This is a genomic window from Allobosea sp. Tri-44 (assembly GCF_004123845.1).
Lineage (GTDB): Bacteria > Pseudomonadota > Alphaproteobacteria > Rhizobiales > Beijerinckiaceae > Allobosea.
The window spans coordinates 404,916-419,825 of record NZ_NBDP01000019.1; the positions used below are offsets into that span (position 1 = coordinate 404,916).

The 14,910-nt window shown below is 67.5% G+C and carries 17 protein-coding genes and 1 tRNA gene; 4 read left to right on the forward strand and 14 right to left on the reverse strand.

Going from position 1 to position 14,910, the window contains the following annotated elements; all coding sequences use genetic code 11:
- Positions 1–62: 62 nt before the first annotated feature.
- From B6S44_RS14170 to B6S44_RS14180, 3 genes are all read right to left on the reverse strand, one after another.
- The gene (locus B6S44_RS14170) at positions 63–932 is read right to left on the reverse strand and encodes a dienelactone hydrolase family protein (RefSeq protein ID WP_129157518.1); all 870 of its coding nucleotides are present in this window, start codon (positions 930–932) and stop codon (positions 63–65) included.
- Between the two features lie 69 nt (positions 933–1,001).
- Positions 1,002–2,477 carry a M48 family metalloprotease gene (locus B6S44_RS14175; protein ID WP_129157519.1) on the reverse strand — a complete coding sequence of 492 codons (1,476 nt, stop codon included), beginning with the start codon at positions 2,475–2,477 and terminating at the stop codon, positions 1,002–1,004.
- Positions 2,478–2,483: 6 nt separating this feature from the next.
- Positions 2,484–3,314: a hypothetical protein gene (locus B6S44_RS14180; RefSeq protein ID WP_129157520.1), complete on the reverse strand. Its 831-nt coding sequence runs from the start codon at positions 3,312–3,314 to the stop codon at positions 2,484–2,486.
- A gap of 28 nt (positions 3,315–3,342) precedes the next feature.
- Between B6S44_RS14180 and B6S44_RS14185 the strand changes: the two genes are divergently transcribed.
- A tRNA-Arg gene (locus B6S44_RS14185) sits at positions 3,343–3,419 on the forward strand.
- An 82-nt stretch (positions 3,420–3,501) separates the two neighbouring features.
- Positions 3,502–4,020, forward strand: coding sequence for a GNAT family N-acetyltransferase (locus B6S44_RS14190; RefSeq protein WP_129157521.1), 519 nt, complete (start codon positions 3,502–3,504; stop codon positions 4,018–4,020).
- Between the two features lie 19 nt (positions 4,021–4,039).
- Here B6S44_RS14190 and B6S44_RS14195 read toward each other — a convergent pair whose 3' ends face one another.
- Positions 4,040–4,228: a DUF3008 family protein gene (locus B6S44_RS14195; protein WP_129157522.1), complete on the reverse strand. Its 189-nt coding sequence runs from the start codon at positions 4,226–4,228 to the stop codon at positions 4,040–4,042.
- A gap of 230 nt (positions 4,229–4,458) precedes the next feature.
- Between B6S44_RS14195 and B6S44_RS14200 the strand changes: the two genes are divergently transcribed.
- Positions 4,459–5,202, forward strand: coding sequence for an aspartate/glutamate racemase family protein (locus B6S44_RS14200; protein WP_129157523.1), 744 nt, complete (start codon positions 4,459–4,461; stop codon positions 5,200–5,202).
- Here B6S44_RS14200 and B6S44_RS14205 read toward each other — a convergent pair.
- From B6S44_RS14205 to B6S44_RS14215, 3 genes are read right to left on the reverse strand one after another with little or no spacing between them, the layout of a single operon-like run.
- A complete protein-coding gene (locus B6S44_RS14205) occupies positions 5,199–5,921 on the reverse strand; it encodes a spermidine synthase (RefSeq protein WP_129157524.1) in 723 nt (240 codons plus the stop codon). The two genes, B6S44_RS14200 and B6S44_RS14205, sit on opposite strands and share 4 nt — an antisense overlap.
- 7 nt (positions 5,922–5,928) lie before the next feature.
- Positions 5,929–7,164, reverse strand: coding sequence for a metal-dependent hydrolase family protein (locus B6S44_RS14210; RefSeq protein WP_129157525.1), 1,236 nt, complete (start codon positions 7,162–7,164; stop codon positions 5,929–5,931).
- 39 nt (positions 7,165–7,203) lie between these two features.
- Positions 7,204–7,683: a DUF2938 domain-containing protein gene (locus B6S44_RS14215; RefSeq protein WP_129157526.1), complete on the reverse strand. Its 480-nt coding sequence runs from the start codon at positions 7,681–7,683 to the stop codon at positions 7,204–7,206.
- Positions 7,684–7,864: 181 nt separating this feature from the next.
- Between B6S44_RS14215 and B6S44_RS14220 the strand changes: the two genes are divergently transcribed.
- Positions 7,865–8,977, forward strand: coding sequence for an ROK family protein (locus tag B6S44_RS14220; RefSeq protein WP_129157527.1), 1,113 nt, complete (start codon positions 7,865–7,867; stop codon positions 8,975–8,977).
- Positions 8,978–9,085: 108 nt separating this feature from the next.
- Here the strand turns inward: B6S44_RS14220 and B6S44_RS14225 are convergent, their stop codons facing one another.
- The 7 genes from B6S44_RS14225 to B6S44_RS14255 form a co-directional block, all read right to left on the reverse strand.
- Complete coding sequence (locus tag B6S44_RS14225; protein ID WP_129157528.1) at positions 9,086–10,021, reverse strand: alpha/beta hydrolase; 936 nt, start codon at positions 10,019–10,021, stop codon at positions 9,086–9,088.
- A gap of 62 nt (positions 10,022–10,083) precedes the next feature.
- Positions 10,084–10,845: a sulfur oxidation c-type cytochrome SoxA gene (soxA, locus tag B6S44_RS14230; protein WP_129157529.1), complete on the reverse strand. Its 762-nt coding sequence runs from the start codon at positions 10,843–10,845 to the stop codon at positions 10,084–10,086.
- The gene (soxZ, locus tag B6S44_RS14235; protein ID WP_129157530.1) at positions 10,842–11,168 is read right to left on the reverse strand and encodes a thiosulfate oxidation carrier complex protein SoxZ; all 327 of its coding nucleotides are present in this window, start codon (positions 11,166–11,168) and stop codon (positions 10,842–10,844) included. The genes soxA and soxZ overlap by 4 nt, the downstream gene beginning before the upstream one ends.
- Positions 11,169–11,171: 3 nt before the next feature.
- Entirely contained in the window at positions 11,172–11,666 is a 495-nt protein-coding gene (locus B6S44_RS14240; RefSeq protein ID WP_129157531.1) for a thiosulfate oxidation carrier protein SoxY, read from the reverse strand.
- Entirely contained in the window at positions 11,629–12,075 is a 447-nt protein-coding gene (gene soxX, locus B6S44_RS14245; protein ID WP_248309591.1) for a sulfur oxidation c-type cytochrome SoxX, read from the reverse strand. The genes B6S44_RS14240 and soxX overlap by 38 nt, the downstream gene beginning before the upstream one ends.
- Entirely contained in the window at positions 12,072–14,261 is a 2,190-nt protein-coding gene (locus B6S44_RS14250; protein WP_129157532.1) for a xanthine dehydrogenase family protein molybdopterin-binding subunit, read from the reverse strand. Before B6S44_RS14250 ends, soxX begins: the two co-directional genes overlap by 4 nt.
- A 78-nt stretch (positions 14,262–14,339) precedes the next feature.
- Positions 14,340–14,807, reverse strand: coding sequence for a (2Fe-2S)-binding protein (locus B6S44_RS14255; protein WP_126115131.1), 468 nt, complete (start codon positions 14,805–14,807; stop codon positions 14,340–14,342).
- Positions 14,808–14,910: the final 103 nt, after the last annotated feature.

The following is a 14,910-nucleotide window of genomic DNA, read 5'->3' on the forward strand; positions in this document are numbered from 1 at the left end:
GGCAGCCTTTCCGACACTGGCTACAAAAAGCCCGGCGGATCGCTCCGCCGGGCTTTTTCGTGTCAGGTGGCGCCGGTCTCGGTGGCGAGGAAAGCCACTGTCCGTTCCCAGGCGAGCTTGGCCGCCGCTGCATTGTAGCGCTCGGCGCTGGTGTCGTTGAGGAAGGCGTGATCGACATCCGGGTAGACGATGGCTTGATAGCTCACACCGGCCGCCTTCAGCGCAGTCTCATAGGCCGGCAGGCCCTCGACCAGGCGGGTGTCGCGGGCGGCGTGCTGGATCAGCAGCCGCGCCTTGATCTGCGGGACTTTGGCGAGGTCGGGAGAGCGGCCGTAGAAGACGACGCCGGCATTGAGCTCCGGCGCGTTGACGGCGAGGTCGTTGACTGTGCCACCGCCCCAGCAGAAGCCGACAGCGCCGACCTTGCCGGTCGCGTCCGACCGCGCCTTGAGAAATGCGAGAGCGGCGCGCCCCTGCGCGATGACATCTTCGGGCTTGAGTTGCGGGAACAGGGCGCGGGCGGCGTCGGCATCGGCCGGCGTGCCGCCGAGCGGGGTGAGGAAATCGACCCCGAGCGCGCTGAACCCTGCCAGCGCTGCGCGCCGGGTGACGTCTTCGATATGCGGGTTCAAGCCCCGGTTCTCGTGGACGACCAGGACACCGCCGCGCCTGGCCTGCGCCTTCGGCGTGACGAGATAGCCCTTGAGCTTCACGCCGCCGATGGTTTCGTCGATGCGCTTGCCTTCGATGCGGGCATCGTCCGCCGTGACCTGCTGGGCCTGGGCGTAGTTGGGCTCCAGTAGCGTAAGAGCCGCCTCGGCCGCCGCCGCGGAACCGGCGATGGCGATCAGCCGGTTCATGAAGCTGCGCCGGTCGAGCGGCTTGTGGGTGTACTCGTCGTAGAGTTCGACGATGCGGCGATCGAGCGCCATGGCTGCCTCCCTGTCCTGACGAACCGGGGGGAGGCTAGCACAAGGCGATAAGAAAAAGCGGCAGGCGAGCTATTCGCTCACGATCTTGTAACGCTGGCCGGGCGTCAGCTTGCTGCTGCGCTCCAGCCCGTTCAGGATCAGGAACTGCTCGAGCGGCCGATCGGTTGAAGCCATCCGCTCGGCGAGGCTGACGGGGGTGTCGCCGGCGTTGGCGGTGACGAGCCTGATCCGCAGCGGGCTGACCGATTGCGCGTCGCTGGCGCTGAGATTGCGGAAGCTGTCGAGCAGAGCACGCATGGCACGCTCGGGATCGTTCTGACCCTTGGCGGCGAGGATGAAGCGATAGACGCGCGGCCCGGCCTGGATCGCGGCGAGGCGGAAGGTCCAGTCGGCGCCCTTGCCCGAGGTCACCGCCGCCGGCAGGTCGCCGACCGTAAGCGACTGGACCTCGGCGGTGGCGACGCCGTCGATCCAGCCTGAGGCGACATAGGATTCGAGCGTCTGGCCAGCCTTCAGCGCGACCGAGTCGAAGCGCAGCGCCTGCGTGCCGTCATTGCTGACGCCGACCACCATTTCACGCGCCGCCTCGAGCTCGAAGCCATCGGGCGCGGTGAAGGCAATGCGCAACGCGCTGTTGAGATAGCGGCGGCCACGCACCACACCGTCGGCCGGATCGTCTCCGAAGGCGATGCCGTCGATCGCGGCGAGCCAGCGCGGCGCCTCGCGTTCGCCGATACCGGGCGCGCCGATCTGGCGGGCGCCATTGGTGACGGCGGCGACGCGCTCCGGTGTCGAGGGATGGCTGGAGAGGATGTCGAGCTTCTTGTCGCCGCCGCCCTGGCGGCCGGCACGGAAGCTCGTATTGCGGCCGAGCGAGACCAGGAAGCGGCCGGCACCATAGGGGTCGTAGCCGGCGCGGGCGATGTTGCGCACGCTGATCTGGTCGGCGGTCAGCTCCTGCTGCCGCGAGAAGCGGGCGAGCGAGAGCTTCGAACTCTGCTGCACCGCCGCCCCGGTGGTCGGGTCGTTCAGCACCTGCGCCACGACCTGGCTGACCAGCGCCGATTCCGCCTCCATCTCGGCGCGCTCGACGGCATGGCGTGCGGTGACATGGGCAATCTCGTGCGCCATCACCGAGGCGATCTCGGACGAGTCGTTCGCAAGGGCGAGCAGGCCGCGCGTGACGTAGAGCCGTCCCGTCGGCAAGGCGAAGGCGTTGACGATCGGCGAGTTCAGGATCGTCACCTCATAGTTGCCGATCTGGCCCTCGCCGGCCTTGGCGAGGCGGGCAATGATCTCCTCCAGCAGGGCCTTGACCTGCGGTGCGCGGTATTCGCCGCCGAACGCCGAAAGCAGGCGCTGGTGCTCGCGGTCGGTGCCGCGCTGCTGACTGGCGACGCGCGGCGCCGGTTCGCCGCCGGGCTGGTTGAGCGGCGCCAACACGGAGTTCTGGTCGCCAAAGCAGGCCGCCAGCAACAGGGCCGGCAGCACCACGGCGGCCAGACGGCCCCGGAACGGCTGACGATGTCGCTGAAATCTCCGCATCGGCCCCTAGTCGATCAATTCCAGTGCGCTGCGCGTCTCGGCTTCGATCAGGAGGCTATCGCGCCCCTCGACCACGCCGCGTACGCGCACGCGTTTACCCGTCAGCGTCGCGGCGGTCCAGCCGCTGCGCTGCAATTCACGCCACAGCGCGCGCGACAATACGATGCTGCCGCCGGCGCCGCGTCGCCGCTCGAAATTGAGATAAGTTCGCTGCGCCCGCTCTCCGACGGCAGCGATACGCCCCTCGACCACGACGATCCGGCCCGCCTGCGCTTTCATCGCGGCAGCATCATGACCGTCGATGGCCGGGAAAGCCACTGCGGCAAAACCTCCCTGCGCGCTGGCCGGCGAACGATTCTGGGGGCCGGCCGCTATCGGTCGTGGTTCAGCCTTCCGCCAGAGTTCGTTGCAAGCGGCGAGGCCCGGTTCGGCAAGGCGCAGTGCGGCGCCTCCGGCGAGGAGGGCAGCGGTCAGGTCGGGCTGGCCTGCGAATGGATCGGTAGCGCCCTCGGTGGCGAGGAGACGAGCTGGAAGGCGGCCCCAGCGATCCGCACCACCAAGCGGCACCAAACGGAAAGCCTGACCCTGCCAACGCGTCAGCTGCGCGGTGAAACGCTCGCGCTCGGCATCGTTTTGCCGTGGCGCGAGGCCGACGAGCCTGACGGTCCTGCCGTCGGCGAGGAGCAAGTCCCCATGCCGATCGAGACCAGCGAGGCTGACCGCTTCAGTTGGCTCCGGCGTCGCGCAAATGCCATCCGCGGCCCATGTCACAGCGATCGATGCCGTCATGCTGCCGAGGACCAACAAGATCGCTGCAAAGGAAGGCTTCACCCGCATCGGCTTTATGCTAAACGCAAGAACGTGCGTCCCGGTAGCTCAGCAGGATAGAGCAACGGTTTCCTAAACCGTAGGTCAGGGGTTCGAATCCCTTCCGGGACGCCAGTTTTCCTCATTCTGCCACAGGCGCCGACAGCCCGACCGACGGAGGGGGGCCGCTTCCGCCGATGTCGAGGTCGATCTTGCCATGACGGTAGTGCCGACAATTCGGACCGAGCGCCTGATCCTGCGGGCGCCGGTCATGGCCGATTTTCCTGCCTATGCCGATTTCCTGGGCTCGTCGCGGGCGCAGTATATGGGCGGTCCCTATGATCAGCGCGGCGCCTGGGGGGTGTTCTGCCATGACGTGGCGGTGTGGGCGTTGTTCGGCCACGGTGCCCTGATGATCGATCTGCCCGGCGGTGTCTGCATCGGGCAGGTCGGCATCAATCACGGACCGCTCTTTCCCGAGAAGGAGCTGGGCTGGCTGATCTATGCCGGACATGAGGGGCAGGGCTATGCGAGCGAAGCTGCGGCCGCCCTGCGCGACTGGGCTTTCGAGCAGCTCGGCTTGGAGACGCTCGTCAGCTATGTCGACCCGCGCAACAAGCGCTCGATTGCTGTCGCGGAGAGGCTCGGTGCTCAACTCGACGCCGGCGCCGCCAGGACAGATCCCGAGGATCTGGTCTACCGGTATCGTGGTGCGGGAACCGGGCACGCCTCATAGAGAGGCGCAGGCGCCTTCCTCAATGCTTCGCCACATGTTCGGGCTTGCCCTTGCGCTTGGTCGAGGCCAACTCGTCGAGTTCCTTCTCGGTCATCGACTTGGCCATGGATTTCGAGGCGCCCTTGAGCTCGCTCTTGGGGATGTCTCCGCGCTTGGCCGCGAGGGCTGCTCCGGCCGCCTTTTGCTGCGCTTTTGATTTGGCTGGCATCGTTCATACTCCGATTGGGCTCGGTTAAGCGTGCAACACTAACGCGGCGTGATGGTTCCAGCCGTGGCAACTGGAGGACGTTGCGAAGCCGGCTCTCTTCGCGTGGCGATCATGCGAAAGATGTGGGTCGTTTGCCCTTGCCGCGGAGAGGCGGGCACGGCAAAGCTCGTCGACGCAGCCCCGAGCCACTGACCTCGGGCGGTCGCCAATTCTCGCCTGTCGGATTCATCTTGCGCATCCTCGTCCTCAATCCGAACACCAGTTCCGAGATGACCGAGCTGGTCCTGCGCGTTCTGGCGCCGCTGACGCCTGCCGGCGTGACGCTGAAGCCGGCGACCGGCCGCTTCGGGGCGCGTTACATCTCCAGCCGCAGTGCAGGTGCCATTGCGGGCCATGCGGCGCTCGACGCCTTCGCCGAGCACGGCGCCGATTGCGATGCGGTCTATCTCGCCTGCTTTGGCGATCCCGGGCTGATGGCCCTGAAGGAGCTCGCCGGCGTGCCAGTCATCGGGATGGCGGAGGCTGCCTGCCAACAGGCGGCGTCGCAAGGCGGGCGCTTTTCGATCGTGACCGGGGGCGAGCGCTGGGGAGCGATCCTGACCGAGTTTGTTGCCGCGCTTGGGCTGGATGGTAGGCTTGCCGCCGTCGAGACGGTGGCGCCGACAGGCGGGGACATCGCCGCCGATCCCGATGGCTCGATTGCGCTGCTGGCGGAAGCCTGCCGGCTGACGGCCGAGCGCGATGGGGCGCAGGCCGTGATCCTGGGCGGAGCCGGGCTTGCCGGGCTGGCGACGCGGGTCCAGCCCCATGTCGGCGTGCCGGTGATCTGCTCGACGCAAGTCGGCTTCGCCGCCGTGCTGGAAGCGGCGCGCAAGCCATCACCAAAACCCATCCAAGGTGATCTTGCTCTGCCGGCGGCGGTGCCGAATATCGGACTCTCGGCCAGTCTGGCGCGCCTGCTGGGGCAGCGTTAGCGCCGCCGCCTCGGCTGCTGCTGCGCAGGCCGCGCGGCTGAAGTGGAGCCTGCTGCTTCGGCCAGCCAGATCATATGCTTGGCGCCGCCCGCTCCGGCGCGGGCGCGCACCGTCTTCTCCTCGACCGCGAAGCCGGCCTGGCGCAGGCGCTGGGTGAAGTTGCGGTCAGGCCCCGCCGACCAGATGGCGAGCACGCCGCCCGATCTTAAGGACGCTTTTGCCTGGCCCAAGCCGGCCAAATCGTAGAGCCGGTCATTGGCCTCGACCATCAGCCCGCCCGGCCCGTTGTCGACGTCGAGCAGGATGGCGTCGTAGTGGTCGGACGCTTCACGAATGACCGAAGCGACGTCGGCTTCCCGCACGCTGACCCGTGGATCGTCGAGGCAGCCGGCGAAGATCGCGGCGAGCGGGCCGCGCGCCCAGGCGACCACCGCCGGGATCAGCTCGGCGACGACGATCTCGGCGTCAGGCGGCAGGGCAGCGAGCGCGGCCCGGAGCGTGAAGCCCATGCCGAGCCCGCCGATCAGCAGGCGCGGCCTTGGGTTGCTAATCCTGTCGATCGCGAGCGTCGCCAGCGCCTCCTCCGAGCCCTTGAGGCGCGAGTTCATCAGCTCGTTATGGCCGAGCGTGATCGAGAACTCGTCCTCGCCGCGGCGCATGAGCTTGAGCGTGCCGCCGCCGGGGATCGATGCGACGTCGAGCTGCGTCCACGGCTTCATCGACGTGTCAGTCCAGCCGGGCGCGCTTGATGAAGGCGCCGGCCTTCATGATGACAGGCATGTGCTTGCCCTGGCGGGTCAGCAGCGCCAGATCCTTCAGTGGGTCGCCGTCGACGACGATCAGGTCGGCATGGGCGCCGGGCACGACCGCACCGATCTTGCCGTCGAGCTTCAGGAGCTTGGCCGCGACATGGGTGGCGGCGCCGATCACCTCATGCGCCGGCAGGGCCCGGCCGCGGATGACGAACTCTTCAGACTGATGGCGATGCATCTCGCCGAGCAGGTCGCTGCCATAGGCCATTGCGAGTCCGGCCTTCTTCATGATCGCGAGTGATTCCATGCCGGCGGCGCGGACATATTCGACCTTGGCGACGGAATCGGGCGGGAAGCCGAGCCTGCCGCCTTCGCTGGCGAGCTTGTCATAGGTGACAAGCGTCGGCACGGCGACGGCGCCGTTCTTGGCCGCGAGCTTGGCGGTCTCGGCCTGGATCAGGTTGCAATGCTCCAGCGAATGGACACCGGCCTCGACGCAGCGCCGGATCGCTTCGTCGGTGTAGACATGGGCGGAGACATAGGTTCCGGCCATGCGTGCCTCCTCGACCACCGCCTGCAATTCGCCGACGGAGAAGCCGAGGAAATGGATCGGATCGGTCGGCGAGGCGCAGCCGCCATTGGCCATGATCTTGATGAAGTCGGCGCCGCCCTTCAGCTCCTCGCGGGCGGCGCGGCGTACCTCGGCCTCGCCGTCGCAGATGCGGCCGAGCGCGCCGAGGCGATGGCGGGTCGTCGGCGCGAGCCTGTCCTCATAGCGCCCGCGGAAATCGGCGTGGCCGCCGGTCTGGCTCAAGGCCTTGCCGGAGATGACGAGGCGGGGCGTCGGGAAGTCGTTCTCCTGCGTCGCCTGCTTCAGGCCGAAATCGGCACCGCCGACATCGCGCACCGTGGTGAAGCCGCGCAGCAGCATCTCGCGCATGATCACCAGCGAACGCACGGTGACGAGCGAGTCGGGCAAGGCAGCGTTGCGGCCAAGATCGGCGAGGCCGGCGATGACGTGAACATGGGCGTCGATCAGCCCGGGCATCAGCGTGCGGCCCTTGAGGTCGATCACCCTGGCCTTGTCGGAGCGCAGGCTCTTGCCGACTTCGCGGATCAACCCACCTTCGACCACCACGGAGACCGGCGCTGCGCGCTCGGGCACAGTGCCGTCGACGATACGGGCATTGTGGAAGAGGGTCGCGGCCATGGCTTTCGTCCTTGCGTATGAAGTCTCGGTCGGTGGCGTTCAGCGCGTCAGGAACGCTGTGAGCCAGAGGCCGAAGCCGAAGACGATGTGGTTGATCAGGCCGATCAGCCGGACCTGGTTGGCGTTGGGCCGCTTGCTCGCGGCGAGGCCGAAACCCATGCCGGGCTGCAGGATGAACCAGCCGCAGCCGACCGTGACGATGCCGACGATCAATGCGGGGAGCAGCGTCGGATAGCGAGCCCAGTCCAGGCCCCAGAACAGCAGCACGATCGCGGCGAAGAGGACGCCGATGAGGTAGTGCATGATCCAGCCGATGGCGAGTTCGCCTTGCACCGGCGGCGTCTCGGCGATGGTGTCGTGCGCGAAGCGGCCGCGCGGCAGATAGGCGAACCAGCGCCCGACCGCGGCCCAGTTCGCGAGCGGGATGCCGAAGGCGCGATTGAGGAACAGCGCCCAGAGGTCGAGCAGCGCGGTTGCGCCGATGCCGATCATGAGCGAGCGGCCGATCACTTCGAGCATAGGTAACCCCCCGGCCGCGAACCGACCGCCAGCTATGGAGGCGGAACGGCCCGGCGCGGTCAATCGCCAGCAGGTTGAATTTGCCTGCCCGCAGCGCAGGCGGGGCATGCGGCGGTGCGGCGCAGGAACCCTCGGCGTGCCTGCTCGTTCTCTTCGCGTGTTTCAAGGCGGGGGTGAAGCGATGGCAGTGGCGACGGCGAGCAAGGCGAGCGCGAACGGACCGCATGGGGCGCAGGAGCTGCCCTCGGTTATCGTCACCAGCTACAATCTCGAGATCCGCGATGCCGATGGTTTCCTCGGCGACAAGGCGAGCCGCGGCGCCTTCATGGATCATCTCGCCGAACTGCGCGGCCATCTCGCCGAGGCGGGAGAGGATCCGCTGGCGGAGGCCGGCAAGACACCGAGCAAGTCGGAGCTCGACAAGCTCATCACCGAGGGAACGGCCCGTGAGGCGGCGCTGGTGCTCTCGGCAGTGGAGCGCTTCGCCCAGTCGCTCGCTTTCGTCATCCGCCGCTTCCTGCGCCAGAAGGCCTGGAGCCCGGTCGAGCGCATCGTCGTCGGCGGCGGCTTCCGGCAGAGCCGGATCGGCGAGCTGGCGATCGCGCGCGCCGGCATCATCCTGCAGACAGAAGGCTTTTCGATCGAGCTCGTGCCGGTGCGCCATCACTCGGACGAAGCCGGGCTGGTCGGCAGCGCCCATCTCGCGCCGAAATGGATCTTCGAGGCCTATGACAGCCTGGTGGCGGTCGATATCGGCGGCTCGAACATTCGCGCCGGCATCGTCGAATTGCGCCAGGACAAGGCGCCCGATCTCAGCAAGGCCCGCGTCTGGGAAACCGAGCTCTGGCGCCATGCCGACGAGGAGACGAGCCGCGAGGAGGCCGTGAAGCGGCTTGGCAAGATGCTGCGCGAGCAAATCGGGCACGCCGAAAAGGAGGGTCTGCGGGTCGCGCCTTTCATCGGTGTCGGCTGCCCGGGCCTGATCGAGCCTCATGGCGCGATCGACCGCGGCGCCCAGAACCTGCCCGGCAACTGGTCGAGCAGCCGCTTCAACCTGGTCGAGAGCATCCGCGAGATGGCGCCGGAGATCGGCGAGCACGAGACCGTCGTCACCATGCACAACGACGCCGTCGTGCAGGGCCTGAGCGAGCTGCCCTTCATGCAGGATGTCGAACATTGGGCGGTGCTGACGATCGGTACCGGGCTCGGCAATGCGAGCTTCCACAATCGCGCCAGGCCCAAGGGTCGGGACAAGGACAAGCCGAAGGACGGCAAGGGCAAGAAAGAATCATAGGCGCTGGGGCTCTCGCCGTCATTGTGAGCGCAGCGAAGCAATCCAGGGCGGCAGAGCTCTATGTTCCCCTGGATTGCTTCGTCGCTCCGCTCCTCGCAATGACGAACGTCAGTCCCGTCTGGCCGGCAACGCCCAGAGCAGCCCGCGCGTCACGATCGCCGGGAAGACGGTGAGGTGGTCCTCGCCTGGAATGATCTCGGTCGAGAGCTTGAGGCCGGGATAACTGCGCGAGCGCAGCGCCTGCTCGAACTCCCTGAGATCGGCGATCATGTCGGTCTTGCCGTTGTAGCGCGGATCGCCCGAGGCCTTGTCGATCGTCTCATAGGAGGCGATCGCCATCAGCACGTTCGCTTTCAGCTCCCTGTTGGCTTCAGCATAGGTGCGCTCGCGCTGGAGCAGCACCTTCTGGTCGAACCAGAGCGACGGGCTGCCGATGATGTAGTGCTGGAACAGCTTCGGCTCGGTCAGCAGGACATAGAGGCCGAACAATCCGCCATAGGAGTGGCCGGCATAGATGCTGCGGGTGGTGTCGGTGCGGTAGGTCGCAGCGACGAAGGGCATCAATTCCTCGGAGAGGAAGCGGCGATAGCCTTCCGCTTCGCCGAAGACCGGCGGTTTGCCCGATGGGTCTTTCGTCTTCTCGCCGTTCGGCGTCGGCGTGTAGTCGCGCCGGCGGCTGTATTCGGGCGTGTCGCCGACTGAATAGGACAGGCCGACCAGGATGAATTCCTCCAGCCCCTTGGCCCGGTTGCCGACCCGCCGCGCGATGCTGCGCACCAGCGGAAAGGCATAGTCGGCATCGGTGACGAACAGCACCGGGAAGCGCCGCCGCGGCTGGCTCTGATAGGATTCCGGCAGGCTGACGAAGATCTCGTAGTCACGCTGCAGCGCCTTGGCCCGAATCGTCCTGACCTCGGTGCCCTTGAGCACGAAGGGCGGCGGCGTGGTCGCGCTGGCAGCGGAGGCCGATGGCTCGGCATCGGGCTGGGCGATGGCGGCAGTGGCGATCAGCAGCGCGGCGACGAGGGCAGGCAGGCGAAGCATCCAAGACGTCTCCGACAGGACTGTGCCGGGATCGTGACGGCTCGCGCGACTGTCGCCAAGGCCTATCGTCGCAGACCGGGGGCCTCCAGCGCGAGCCCCTTGGCCCGCACGGCGAGATAGAGCTCAAGCGCGAGATAGTCGTCGGAGCCGTAATCGAATTGCGTCGCCCTGACGCCGAGCGAGCAGGCGCGCAATCGCCGGTGCAGCGAGCCCACGCCGTTCCATTCGAGACGGTAGGCAGGATAGCCGGTGCCGACGCCGTGGCTGATGGTGTCGCCGCGCAGCTTCTGGCCGACGAGATCGTCATGGCACTGCGTGCAGGCGAGGTTGAGCTGACCCTGCCGGCGTTCGTAGAAGGCCTTGCCAGCCTCGTAAAACGGCTTTGCCGCACCGTCGGCCGAGACCGACAGCGGTACGCTCTTCGACAGCGAGGCGACATAGGCAGTGAGGCCGAGCAGGTCCTGGCTCTCATAGCCGAAGGCCGGCTGCTTCTGGCGTTCGACCCGGCACTGCTCGATACGCCCCTCGAGGTTGATCAGCTTGCCGCTGGCGCGGTCGACCTGCGGGTAACGAGCTGCCGCCCCGCGCAGGCTCTGCCCGGGATCGGCATGGCAGGAGATGCAGGTCGGGGACACACTCTCGCGGCGGCTGAACAATTCCTCGCCCTGCTCGACCCAGAGATAGCCGGGATTGCGGCCCTGATCCTCCTGCTGCCGCTGCATCTCCGGCGAAAGGAAGGCGCTGCCCGGCTTGATCTCGTCGGCGAAGGCTGGGCTCGCCAGCGCGAGCAGGGCTGCCGCGAGCGCGCGGCCGGCGGCGCTCATGTCACGACGAGACGGGCGGTGCGGGTGAAGGTCGCCCCGCCATCCTCGCGCCATTCGAAGGTCAGCTCCCCGGTCTCGACGGCGCGGGTGGTGAAGCTGACGAACGGGTTAGCGGAGACGCCGGTGTGCATGTCGTAGCGGAACACCGGCTCGCCGGCGTAGGTCACGGTCAGGCGGTTGAGGATCTTGCGCGGCACGACGCGGCCTTCGGCGTCGACCTGGCCGCCGCGATCCATCGGATGGCGGACGAGGACGCGGACCTCGACGATCTCGCCGGCCTTGGCCTCGGCCGGCATGGTGATGCGGGCGTTGAACGATGCCATCGGTCAGCCTCCGTCAATGCAGGCGCTCAGCGTCACCACGATGTCGGCATCGGCGATGACGTAGCCGCCGCCGCTCAGCGCGGCGATCGCCGCGACCTTCTGCGAGGTGGCGAGGCGCAAGGTGGCGCGGATATCGGCCCGGCCGCTGCGCGGGGAAAGATGGAAGCGCGCCACGTCGGGGAACGGATTCTTCTCGGCGACGATATGGATCCAGCGGACATGGTCGGCATCAGTCATGGGAGACTCGACCTGGATCGCGACATCGACCGAGTTGCCGTTCTCGACCAGCTGGGGAATGTCGAAAGTGATCCGGCCGCGCTCCGGCACCGCGCCTTCGGTGATGCGCGCGATCAGCTCGGTGAGCGCCGGTGGCGCCGCTGCGCGAGCCGGCGCAGGCAAGGCTGCGAGCGCAAGGCCCGCGGCGCCGATTGCCATGACCTCGCGGCGCGAGAGCGCCGGTTCAGGGTGTGCGCAGGCTGGCGAGATAGGTGACGACATCCTCGATCTCCTGGGCGGTGAGCGCCGGCCGATCGCGAAAGGCCGGAGCAACGTCTCGCAATCCTTCGATGCGAAAATAAGGCGGCATCACCGTCTGCGGGTTGAGCAGGCCGGCATCGATGAGACGCAGGCGCAGCTGCCCGGAATCGAGCCGGGCGCCGACCCCGGCGAGCCCCGGACCGATCGTGCCCTGGAAGGGCTCGTTTGGCTCCGGCACATGGTGGCAGATCAGGCAATTGCCCTGGGTGCGGTCGAGGACGAGCGCCCGCCCGCGCAAGGCATCGCCGATCCGGCCGCCGAGCGGCGCGGGGATCGCGTCGCCGACGACGGTGTAGGCTTCGAGCGCGCTTGCCGGCGCACTCGCGAGCGCCAGCATGATCAGCGCGATCCGGATCGCCGCAAGCTTCACGCCTTGCGCAGATCCGTGTTCTTGAGCGGCAGGTTGCGGACGCGCTTGCCAGTGGCGGCGAAAATCGCGTTCAGCACTGCCGGCGCCGCGACCGCGATGGTCGGCTCGCCGACGCCGCCCCAGAAGCCGCCGGAGGGCACGATCACCGTCTCGACCGCCGGCATCTCGTCCATGCGCATCACCTGGTAGCTGTCGAAATTCTCCTCGACCATGCGTCCGTCCTTGACCGTGCACTCGCCATAGAGCGCGGCGGAGAGGCCGTAGACGAAGGAGCCCTCGACCTGGCGTTCGATCTGGGCCGGGTTGACCGCATGGCCGGGATCGGTCGCGGCGACGATGCGGTGGATCTTGAGCTTGCCGCCGGCATCGACCGAAACCTCGGCGACGGCGGCGACATAGGAGCCGAAGCCCATGGTCTGGCAGATGCCGCGATAGACGCCTTCTGGCGCCTTCGTACCCCAGCCGGCCTTTTCAGCGGCGGCATTGAGCACCGCGAGGTGCTTGGGGTGGTCTTTCATCAGCGCCCGGCGGAAGCCGAGCGGATCCTTGCCAGCCGCGTGGGCGAGCTCGTCGATGAAGCATTCGAGATAGATGGCATTCTGGTTGAGATTGACCCCGCGCCAGAAGCCCGGCGGCACATGCGGGTTGCGCATGGCGTGGTCTATCAAGAGGTTCGGCACGGTGTAGCCGATCGAGGCCTCCGGCCCCGGCGGGTTGAGGCCCTGGAACACGACCGGGTCGCGTCCGTTCTGGATGTTCTGCGGGAAAATGCCGGCGACGATCGACTGGCCGGAGATGCGCATATGCAAACCGGTCAGATTGCCGTCCTTGTCGAGCGCGCCGGTGAGCTTGCATTGCGTCACCGGGTGGAAGCGCCCGTGCAGCATGTCCTCCTCGCGCGACCAGATCAGCTTGACCGGTGTGCCGGGGATCTGCTTGGCGATGGCCACGACCTGGCGCACCCAGTCATGCACCGCGCCGCGCCGGCCGAAGCCGCCACCGAGGTCGATCTTGTAGGCCTCGCATTTCGCCAGCGGCAGGCCGGAGGCTTCGGCTGCGGCCGCGAGCGCCGCCTCGCCGTTCTGCGTGGGTGTCCAGACCTCGCAGCGTTCGGCGGTGTAGAGCGCAGTCGCGTTCATCACCTCCATGCAGGCATGGTTCTGGAACGGGTAGGAATAGACCTGCTCGATGACGCGGGCGGCATTGGCGATGGCGCCTTTGACGTCACCGTTCTGGTTGCCGACCGCCGCCTGTGGCGCATCGAGCCCTTCCTTCAGCCAGGCGGCGATGCTCTCGCTCGAGACCTTGGCGTGCTCGCCCTCGTCCCAGGTGATCGGCAGCGCGTCGAGCGCGGTCTTGGCGTGCCACCAGCTGTCGGCGACGACCGCGATCGCGCTGTCGCCGACCGGCAGGACGTGCTTCACGCCCGGCATGTCCTTGATCTTGGCCGCGTCGAAGCTCTTCACCTTGCCGCCGAAGACCGGGCAGTCCTTGATCGCGGCGTTCAGCATCCCCGGCAGTTTGAAGTCCATGCCGTAGACCTTCTTGCCGGTGGTCTTGTCGGCGGTGTCGAGCCGCTTCAGCGGCTTGCCGGCGATGATCCAGTCTTTCGGGTCCTTGAGCGGGACATTGGCCGGGGGCTGGAGCTTGGATGCTGCGGCCGCGACCTCGCCGTAGCGGATCGAACGGCCGGAAGCCTTGTGGGTGATCACGCCCTTGGCGACGCTGCATTCGGCCGCTGGGACCTGCCAGCCATCGGCCGCGGCCTGGACCATCATCATCCGGGCCGCTGCGCCGCCCTTGCGGACGTACTCGTTGGATTCTCGGATGCCCCGGCTGCCGCCGGTCGAGAAATTGCCCCAGACGCGGTTGCGGGCGAGGTTCTGGCCGGGCGTCGGGTATTCGGTGGTGACCTTGGCCCAGTCGCAATCGAGCTCCTCGGCGACGAGCTGGGCGAGGCCGGTCAGTGTGCCCTGGCCCATTTCCGAGCGGGCGATGCGGATCACCACCTTGTCGTCGGGATGGATCACGACCCAGGCGTTGACTTCCGGCACCGCGCCTTGCGCCTGTGCTTCATCGGCGAAGGGGATGGCAAAGCCGAAGCTGAAAGCGCCGGCGGCTGCGGCCGAGCCCTTGAGGATGCTGCGGCGGGAGAGCTTGGTATCGGTCACAGAGGCTAGACTCATGGCGTCCTCCTGATGCGGATGGCGCTGCGGCGAGGCGGTTGCGCTCGAGCCGTGCGCTTGGGAAACGGGAAAATCGGATCAGCCGCGGCCGAGTTGGCCGCCGGCGGCGACGTCCTTGATCGCGGCCTTGACGCGGTTATAGGTGCCGCACCGGCAGATATTGGTCATCTCGGCGGCGATGTCGGCATCGCTCGGCTTGGGATTGGCCTGGAGCAGGGCGGCCGCGGCCATGATCATGCCGCTCTGGCAGAAGCCGCATTGCGGCACGTCGTGCTCGATCCAGGCCTTCTGGATCGGGTGATTGCCGTCGGGCGAGAGGCCCTCGATGGTGACGATCTTCTGCTCGGCGGTGAGAGCGCTCACCGGCATGGTGCAGGAGCGGGTGGCGACGCCGTCGATATGGACCGTGCAGGCGCCGCATTGGGCGACGCCGCAACCGTATTTCGTTCCCGTCAGGCCGATCTGCTCGCGGATGACCCAGAGCAGCGGCGTGTCGTCTTCGACCGCCACGTCAATCGTCTTGCCATTAATGCTGAGCTTAGCCACCGCAACCTCCCGGTTTCGATTCCAAGGTCGGCGAGAGAGCCAGCGCGCCTCGCCGTTCGATCAGGCCGGCCCGTCAGAGGCCAGAGATGTTCCTTGGAGGAAT